Source organism: Lysobacter sp. 1R34A (assembly GCF_051217035.1).
In the GTDB taxonomy this organism is placed as follows: domain Bacteria; phylum Pseudomonadota; class Gammaproteobacteria; order Xanthomonadales; family Xanthomonadaceae; genus Lysobacter.
In genome coordinates, this window is sequence record NZ_JBPKJP010000138.1 from 1 (window position 1) to 8,302 (window position 8,302).

Genomic DNA, 8,302 nt, shown 5'->3' on the forward strand with positions numbered 1-8,302 from the left:
CGGGACGGCCAGCGCCCGCCGGGCCCGCCTAGCCCGGCCCGCCCGGCCCGCGCGGCTTCACCCGCCGCGAATCCGGGCCGCGTCATCCTGGCCATATCGCCATCTCGCACCTCGAAACAACCAACGCGCATTTCCCTGGGCGCCCGTCGCTGGGATAGCGTCCCACCCCTCTGTCCCCGACTTCAGACGGCCGCCCACGCCACATGAGCGAGCACGCCCTGCCCCTGCCGACCTCCGCCGTTCGCTGGCGCCGGCCGTTGCCCGGTTTCGGGCTCGGCCTGGGGCTGGGCCTGACCTGGCTCGGCCTGATCGTGCTGCTGCCGCTGGCCGCGCTGATCCTGCGCTCCGGCGGGCTCGGGCTGGACGGCTGGCTGCGCGCGATCGGCGATCCGCGGGTGATCGCCTCGCTCAAGGTCAGCTTCGCCACCGCCTTCATCGCCGCAGTCTGCTCGCTGTTCGGCGGCGCCCTGATCGCCTGGGTGCTCGAACGCTACCGCTTCGCCGGCCGGCGCCTGCTCGATGCGCTGGTCGACCTGCCGTTCGCGCTGCCGACCGCGGTCGCCGGCATCACCCTGGCGGCGATCTACGACGAGAACGGCTGGATCGGCCAGTTGCTGCAGCCGTTCGGGATCAAGCTGGTCAACAACACCACCGGCATCGTCATCGCCCTGATCTTCATCGGCCTGCCGTTCGCCGTGCGCACGCTGCAGCCGGTGCTGGAAGCGCTGGGCCGCGAACAGGAGGAAGCCGCGGCCTCGCTCGGCGCCTCGCGCCTGACCACCTTGCGCCGGGTGATCCTGCCCGAGCTGCTGCCGGCGCTGCTGACCGGTTTCTCGCTGGCGTTCGCGCGCGGCCTGGGCGAGTTCGGCTCGGTGATCTTCATCGCCGGCAACCTGCCGATGAAGACCGAGATCGCGCCGTTGCTGATCACCATCCGCCTGGAAGAAGAAGGCGGGGTGACCGCGGCGATCGTGCTGGCGACCTTGCTGCTGCTGATGTCGTTCGCCTGCCTGGTCGCGATCAACGCCGCCTCGGCGCTGTTCGCCCACGGGAGCCGCCGCGATGGCTGAGGCGCGCGACCAATTCCAGGAACCGGCCTGGGTGCGCTGGACCTTGATCGCCCTGGCGGTCGCGATCATGGTCCTGGTGCTGGTGTTGCCGCTGCTGATGCTGCTCGGCGCCGCGTTCGGCAGCGGGCTCAAGGTCTGGATCGCCGCGGTGACCGAGCCGCACACCTTGTCGGCGCTGCGCCTGACCCTGCTGACCGCGGCCGTGGTGGTGCCGGTCAACGCGATCTGCGGCGTGTTCATGGCCTGGGCGCTGACCCGGTTCGAGTTCCGCGGCAAGCGCACCCTGCTGGCCTTGATCGACCTGCCGTTCGCGGTATCGCCGGTGGTCGCCGGCCTGTGCCTGGTGCTGTTGTTCAGCCCCACCCACGGTTATTTCGCCGACCTGCTCAACCGGCACGACATCAAGATCCTGTTCGCCACGCCCGGCATCGTGCTGGCGACGATGTTCGTGACTTTCCCGTTCGTGGTGCGCGAGCTGATCCCGCTGATGGAGCAGCAAGGCAGCGACGAGGAACTCGCGGCGCGTTCGCTCGGCGCCAGCGCCTGGACGATGTTCTTCCGGGTGACCCTGCCGAACATCAAATGGGGCCTGCTGTACGGCGTGCTGCTGTGCAGCGCGCGCGCCATGGGCGAGTTCGGCGCGGTCACGGTCGTGTCGGGCAACATCATGGGCAAGACCAACACGCTCTCGCTGCACGTGGAGGTGTTGTACAAACAACTCGGCGGCGAAGCCGCGGCCGCGTTCGCCGTCGCCTCCCTGCTCGCCGGTCTGGCCCTGGTCACCCTGGTGTTCAAGATCTGGCTCGAGGCACGCCACGGCGACGCGCTCGCGCGTTCGCATCGCCGACATTGATTCGATAGGTAGCCGCCCGACATGGATCTGCACATTCAAGCCATCGCCAAGCGTTACGCGAGCGTCGCCGCGCTGGACTCGGTCGACCTCGACGTCGCCTCGGGCGAACTGGTCGCCTTGCTCGGGCCGTCGGGCTCGGGCAAGACCACGTTGTTGCGGGTGATCGCCGGCCTGCTGCAACCCGATTCGGGCCGCCTGCTGTTCGGCGACCGCGACGCGACCCGGCTGAGCCTGCGCGAGCGCAACGTCGGCTTCGTGTTCCAGCACTACGCCTTGTTCAAGCACATGAGCGTGGCCGAGAACATCGCCTTCGGCCTGCGCAGCCGGCCGCGCGCTCACCGGCCCGACAAGGCCGCCATCGCCCAGCGCGTGCAGGAGCTGTTGAACCTGATCCAGTTGCCGGAGCTCGGCGCGCGCTATCCGGAACAATTATCGGGCGGACAGAAGCAGCGCGTCGCCCTGGCCCGCGCGCTCGCGATCGACCCGACCGTGCTTTTGCTCGACGAGCCGTTCGGCGCGCTCGACGCCAAGGTCCGCGTCGAACTGCGCCGCTGGCTGCGGCGCCTGCACGACCAGACCGGGCAGACCACCTTGTTCGTCACCCACGATCAGGAAGAGGCGCTGGAGCTGGCCGACCGCGTGGTCGTGCTCAAGGACGGCCGCATCGAACAGGTCGGCACGCCCGACGAGATCTACAGCGCGCCGGCCTCGGCCTATGTGTTCGATTTCATCGGCCGCGCCAACGTCATCGAAGGCCAGACCGAGGGCGGCCAGCTCTCGGTCAACGGTCACGCCCTGCGCCTGCCGGTCGACAGCCGCAGCCGCAGCCGCGCGCGCCTGTATGTGCGGCCGCACGACATGGCCCTGGTCGCCGACGGCGAAGGCCTGCCGGCCCGGGTCCTGTCCGCGCACCGCCTGGCCGAGCGGATCACCCTGGAATTGTTGGTCGAAGGCCAGCTCCGGCCGCTGGAACTCGACCTGGTCGCGACCCCGGACGCGGTGACCCCGGCCCCCGGCAGCACCGTGCATGTGCGTCCGCTGCGCTATCGGGTGTATTCGGAGTAAGCCGCAGTCGGCCGGCGGCGCGAGTCGCCGAGCAGGCGAGCCAGCGCCAGCCTCCCAAAACCCCGGGGGCCGAGTGCGTGTATTCGGCCCGAACCGGCAAACCCGGCTGGACTCCCGGTTTGTGCGGGCGCGCTGCCGGACCTGTGCGCGTCGGCAGAACGCAGCGTCCGCTCCCCGGCGCGACCGCCGGTCGCAGGCCGCCGCGACCGGCAGGGGTAAACTAGCGCCCATGACCTATCCCTATTCGCGCCCGCGGCGGATGCGCCGCGACGACTTCTCGCGGCGCCTGATGCGCGAGACCGTCCTCACCGCCGACGATCTGATCTATCCGGTGTTCGTCCACGAACTCGATGGGCGCGCCCCGGTCGGCTCGATGCCCGGCATCGAGCGTCTGTCGATCGACGAACTGTTGCGCGTCGCCGAGCGCGCCAGCGAGCTGCGCGTGCCCGCGCTCGCGCTGTTCCCGGTCACCGCGCCGGAGGCCAAGTCGCTCGACGCGGTCGCCGCCTGGGACGAAGACGGCCTGTGCCAGCGTGCGATCCGCGCGCTCAAGCAGCGCTTCCCCGACCTCGGCGTGATCACCGATGTCGCCCTCGACCCCTACACCAGCCACGGCCAGGACGGCCTGGTCGACGACCGCGGCTACGTCATGAACGACGAGACCGTCGAAGCCCTGGTCAAGCAGGCGCTGTCGCACGCCGCCGCCGGAAGCGACGTGGTCGCGCCCAGCGACATGATGGACGGCCGCATCGGCCAGATCCGCAACGCGCTCGAACTCGACGGCTACATCCACACCCGCATCCTCGCCTACAGCGCCAAGTACGCGTCGAGCTTCTACGGCCCGTTCCGCGACGCGGTCGGCTCGGCCGGTGCGCTCGGCAAGGGCAACAAGTACACCTACCAGATGGACCCGGCCAACAGCGACGAGGCGCTGCGCGAGGTCGCGCTCGATCTCGACGAGGGCTCAGACATGGTCATGGTCAAGCCGGGCATGCCCTACCTCGACATCGTGCGTCGGGTGAAGGACGAATTCGGCGTGCCGACCTTCGTCTACCAGGTCAGCGGCGAGTACGCGATGCTGCGCGCCGCGATCCAGAACGGCTGGCTCGACGAACGCGGCTGCGTGATGGAAGCGCTGACCTCGATCAAGCGCGCCGGCGCCGATGGCGTGCTGACCTACTTCGCGCTCGACGCGGCGCAGTGGATGCGCGAGGCGCGCTGAGACCTCGCGCGATACCGCTCAACGGGACGCAGCCTCGCGCGTTCGCGCCGGCCGCGTTCCGTAGCGCAAGCCCCCGCTTCAAGTCAGGCGGATCAGCGCGGCGGCGCCGCGACGCAACCGTCCTTGCCCGCGGCCGCCGGCGCCTTCATCCGGTACAGATCCATCTTGCCGGCGCGCGGCGCCTTCGCCGAGCCGCTGACCAGCAGCTCGCCGGGTTTGTTCCAGTCGATCGCCGGGCCGAGCGTGTAGGCCTCTTCGGTATTGAACGACAGCGCGAGCGGCGCGGCCTGCGCATAGCGCGCACCGTCGCAGTGGGCGACGTACAAACGGATCGGTTGTTTCTCGACGTCCTTGGAACGCGCGAACACGAGGGTCTGGCCGTCGCCGAGCCAGGCCGCGTCGAATTCGTCGTCGGCGCTGTTGACCCCGGGCACCGGCGTGGGCCCCACGAAGGCCCGGCCGTTCCAATGCGCGACGAACAGATCGTGACCGCCGCTGCCGCCGAAGCCGTCGCTGGCGAACAGCAGATGACGGCCGTCGCGGCTCGGCGTCGGCGCCCATTCGTCGCCGCGGCCGTTGACGCCGGGACCGAGGTTTTCGGCCGGGCCGTAACTGCCGTCCTCGCGCACCGCGGTGCGATAGAGATCGTCGCCGCCGTGGCCGCCGGGACGGTTCGAGAAGAAATACAGCCAACGCCCATCGGCGCTGAAGGCCGGGTCGAAATCGTTGGCCTGGGCGTTCACCGACAACGGCGTCGGGTCCTGCCAGCGGCCATCGATCAGGCGGGCCTGCCACAGGTCCCATCCGCCGGCGCCGCCGCGGCGGTCGGTGCTGCCCCAGACGATGCGCCGTCCGTCGGGAGCCACCGCGCCTCGCACCTCGCTGTGCACGGTCGATACGACTCCCATGCCTTCTATGCCGAATTCGGACAGGGCGGCGTGAACCGTGCTGGCGAGCCCGCAGGCGAGGAGTAGACTGAAGCCGAACCGGACCCTGGCGTGCCGCATCGTGCGTCTCCCGCAATGAGGGTCACCAGTCTAGAACGAGGCGTGTCCATGTCGATCGATTCCAGTTCGTCCAGCCCGGTCCTTCGTTATGCGGTGTTCGGTCACCCGGTCTCGCATTCGCTGTCGCCGCGCATCCATGCCGCGTTCGGGCGCCAGCTCGGCATCGCCCTGGACTACATCGCGATCGACGCCGCGCCCGAACAGTTCGACGCCGCCCTCGCCGCGTTCGCGGCCGAAGGCGGCCTGGGCGCCAACATCACCCTGCCGCTGAAGACGCGCGCGGCCGCCATCTGCAGCCACCTCAGCGAACGCGCGCAACGCGCCGGCGCGGTCAACACCCTGATCCGCAGCGCGACCGGCTGGGAAGGCGACAACACCGACGGCACCGGCCTAATCCGCGACCTCACCGAGCGCCACGGCCTGGACCTGCGTTCGCGCCGCACCTTGTTGATCGGCGCCGGCGGCGCCGCGCGCGGCGTCGCCCCGGCCCTGCTCGACGCCGGCATCGGCGACCTCTATATCGTCAACCGCACCAGCGAACGCGCCGACGCCCTGGCCGACGCGCTCGGCATGCCGGGCCGCGTGCATCCGCGCTATCTCGCCGACGTCGGCACGCTCGGCAACTTCGACCTGATCGTCAACGCGACCTCGGCCGCGCGCGACGACGCCATGCCGACCCTGCCGATGAGCCTGGCGACGCCGCGCACCGCCGCGGTCGACCTGAGCTACGGCGAGGTGGCGATTCCGTTCCTGGCCTGGGCCAAGGTCGCCGGCGCGCACGACCGCATCGACGGGCTCGGCATGCTGGTCGAACAGGCCGCCGAGAGCTTCGAGCGTTGGCACCGCAAGCGCCCGGACACCGATCCGGTCTACGCGATGCTGCGCGAACGCGCCGACGCCCTGGTCACCGCCGACTGAGCCGGCGATGAGCGCGAACGACCGCGACGCGGCGCCCGAGCGCGGCGCCGCGAACGTTTCCGGCCCCGCCGAGCGCAAGCCGTCCGGGCCACCGGACGTCGCCGGCACCCGGTCCGCCCCCGCCCCTAGCCTCGACACGATCTTTCATTTCGCCGCCCCGGCCGACTGGCAGCGCGCGCAGGCCACCGGCGCCTACGCGCCCGAGGGATGGCTGCGCGAAGGCTTCGTGCACTGCGCGACCCAGGAACAACTCGACGGCGTGATCGCACGCCATCAGCGCGGGCGCGGCGCTTTGCTTCGATTGAGCATCGACGCGGCCGCGCTCGGCCCGGCCCTGCGCTACGAATGGAGCGAACGCAGCGGCGATTTCTTCCCGCACGTGTACGCGGCGATTCCCCTGGACGCGGTACGCGCGGTCGAGCCGTTCACCGCGCCGCCATGAGCTTCGCCTGCCGTAGCCATTGCGGCGCCTGCTGCATCGCGCCTTCGATCACCTCGCCGATCCCGGGCATGCCGCACGGCAAACCGGCCGGCATCCCTTGCGTGCAACTCGACGACGATCTGCGTTGCCGTTTGTTCGGCAGGCCGGAGCGGCCGGCGTTTTGCGGGTCGCTGCAGCCATCGCCCGAGATGTGCGGCGAGGATCGTGGGCAGGCCACGCAGTGGTTGGACTGGCTGGAAGCGCAGACCCGGCCGGAGTGATCGCCTGGGCGTCGCGTTCGCGGCTGCGGGGCAGGTCGGGGTAAAGGGGGCGTTCCTGCCTTCGCCGCTCAGAAAAGGGGGCGAACGCCCGCGCAGCGGTCGTAGGGGATTTGCTGTTGCTGTTGCTGTCGCTCTGACCCGGCTGAACTCTGCACCCGCGCCTACAGCAAACCGTCGCGCTTCACCGCCAGGTACTTCTCGACCAAGGACGCCGCCAGCTGGTCGCAGCTGACGTCGAGCACCATCACGCCGTGGTTGCGCAGCGCTTCGTGGGCGGCGACGCGGTGTTCGAGGTATTGCGCGGTGGCGCCGGCGCGGATCGCGCCGGACAGGTCGGCGACTTCTTCGGCCAGCGCCCGATCGAGCGAGCCTTCGCGCAGGCTGGCGACGCAGACGAGGTGGCGGCCGCGCAGCATGCGCACGGCGGCGAGCAGGTCGTCCATGTCCTCGTCGCGCAGGTTGGTCACCAGCATCACCAGCGAGCGGCGGCGCTGGCGCAGCGACAGTTCGGTCGCGGCGGCGAGGAAGTCGGTCGCGACCGGCTGCGGCTGCAGGGCGTAACTGGCGCGCAGCAGGTTGTCGATCGCGCCGACGCCGCGCTGCGGCGGCACCCAGCGGCTTTCGCCGCCGCTCGCGAGCAGGCCGACGCCGTCGCCCTGGCGCAAGGCCAGGTAAGCCACGACCAGGGCCGCATCGAGCACGTGGTCGAAATGCGAATGCTCGCCGTCGCGCGCCATCAGGCGGCGGCCGGTGTCGAGCATCAGCACCAGTTGTTGATTACGTTCGTCCTGATACTCGCGCGAGATCAGCCGGCGCGCCCGCGCGGTGGCCTTCCAGTCGATCTGGCGCAGGCTGTCGCCGACGCGGTATTCGCGCATCTGGTGGAAGTCGGTGCCTTCGCCGCGGCGCCTTTTGACGTGCGCGCCGACCAGGCGCGAGGCCTGTTCGGCGCTGAACATGGCGAACTTGGCCAACGGCGCGAAATTGGGGAAGACGCGCACGCGCTGGATCTCGCCGCCGATGCGCGATTGCCACCACAGCCCCCACGGCGAGTGCAGGCGCAGCTGCACGCCGTCGAACTGGAAATCGCCGCGCGTGCCCGGGCGCAGTTCGTATTCGAAGCTGGCGCTCTCGCCGCGGCGCAGATCGAGCCGGCGCGGCAGGTTGCGCATGCTCCAGCCGCCGGGGTGCAGGTCGAAGGCATCCAGGCGCTGCCGGCGCTCGGCTTCGAATTCGAGAGTGACCGGGCGTTCGACGCCGATCGCCCAGGTGTCGTGCATGTGGCGAGCCGCCCGCGGTGTCGGTGCGTACAACAGCCGCAGCAGATCGGCGATCGCGATCAGCGCGATGACCAGGGTCGCCACCTGCCAAGCCGCGGCCTGCAGCCAGCCCGCGCTCGCCGCCAGGCCGAGCGCCGACCACGGCAAGGCCAGCCAGATCCAGCGCGGCGCCGGCCGGGCCCAGC

Annotated in this window: 9 protein-coding genes; 7 read left to right on the forward strand and 2 right to left on the reverse strand. The window is 70.4% G+C overall.

The window, feature by feature from the left end:
- Window positions 1-203: 203 nt before the first annotated feature.
- The 4 genes from cysT to hemB all read left to right on the forward strand — a co-directional run bounded on the left by cysT (window position 204) and on the right by hemB (window position 4,210).
- A complete protein-coding gene (cysT, locus tag ACSAMQ_RS19010) occupies window positions 204-1,070 on the forward strand; it encodes a sulfate ABC transporter permease subunit CysT (protein ID WP_435397161.1) in 867 nt (288 codons plus the stop codon).
- Window positions 1,063-1,923 carry a sulfate ABC transporter permease subunit CysW gene (gene cysW / locus ACSAMQ_RS19015; RefSeq protein WP_435397162.1) on the forward strand — a complete coding sequence of 287 codons (861 nt, stop codon included), beginning with the start codon at window positions 1,063-1,065 and terminating at the stop codon, window positions 1,921-1,923. Before cysT ends, cysW begins: the two co-directional genes overlap by 8 nt.
- A gap of 21 nt (window positions 1,924-1,944) precedes the next feature.
- The gene (locus ACSAMQ_RS19020) at window positions 1,945-2,988 is read left to right on the forward strand and encodes a sulfate/molybdate ABC transporter ATP-binding protein (RefSeq protein WP_435397163.1); all 1,044 of its coding nucleotides are present in this window, start codon (window positions 1,945-1,947) and stop codon (window positions 2,986-2,988) included.
- Window positions 2,989-3,217: 229 nt separating this feature from the next.
- Window positions 3,218-4,210: a porphobilinogen synthase gene (gene hemB / locus ACSAMQ_RS19025; protein WP_435397164.1), complete on the forward strand. Its 993-nt coding sequence runs from the start codon at window positions 3,218-3,220 to the stop codon at window positions 4,208-4,210.
- 92 nt (window positions 4,211-4,302) lie between these two features.
- On the opposite strand, the gene ACSAMQ_RS19030 is transcribed toward hemB, so the two are convergent.
- Window positions 4,303-5,217: a TolB family protein gene (locus ACSAMQ_RS19030; protein WP_435397165.1), complete on the reverse strand. Its 915-nt coding sequence runs from the start codon at window positions 5,215-5,217 to the stop codon at window positions 4,303-4,305.
- Window positions 5,218-5,265: 48 nt separating this feature from the next.
- Between ACSAMQ_RS19030 and aroE the strand changes: the two genes are divergently transcribed.
- From aroE to ACSAMQ_RS19045, 3 genes are read left to right on the forward strand one after another with little or no spacing between them, the layout of a single operon-like run.
- Window positions 5,266-6,135 (forward strand): shikimate dehydrogenase, encoded by an 870-nt coding sequence (gene aroE / locus ACSAMQ_RS19035; protein ID WP_435397166.1) that lies wholly within the window; start codon window positions 5,266-5,268, stop codon window positions 6,133-6,135.
- A gap of 7 nt (window positions 6,136-6,142) precedes the next feature.
- Window positions 6,143-6,577 (forward strand): DUF952 domain-containing protein, encoded by a 435-nt coding sequence (locus ACSAMQ_RS19040; RefSeq protein WP_435397167.1) that lies wholly within the window; start codon window positions 6,143-6,145, stop codon window positions 6,575-6,577.
- Window positions 6,574-6,837 carry a YkgJ family cysteine cluster protein gene (locus ACSAMQ_RS19045; RefSeq protein ID WP_435397168.1) on the forward strand — a complete coding sequence of 88 codons (264 nt, stop codon included), beginning with the start codon at window positions 6,574-6,576 and terminating at the stop codon, window positions 6,835-6,837. The genes ACSAMQ_RS19040 and ACSAMQ_RS19045 overlap by 4 nt, the downstream gene beginning before the upstream one ends.
- Before the next feature lie 161 nt (window positions 6,838-6,998).
- Here ACSAMQ_RS19045 and ACSAMQ_RS19050 read toward each other — a convergent pair.
- Window positions 6,999-8,302 (reverse strand): DUF58 domain-containing protein (locus ACSAMQ_RS19050; RefSeq protein ID WP_435397169.1); only part of this gene is annotated, 1,304 nt, incomplete at its 5' end.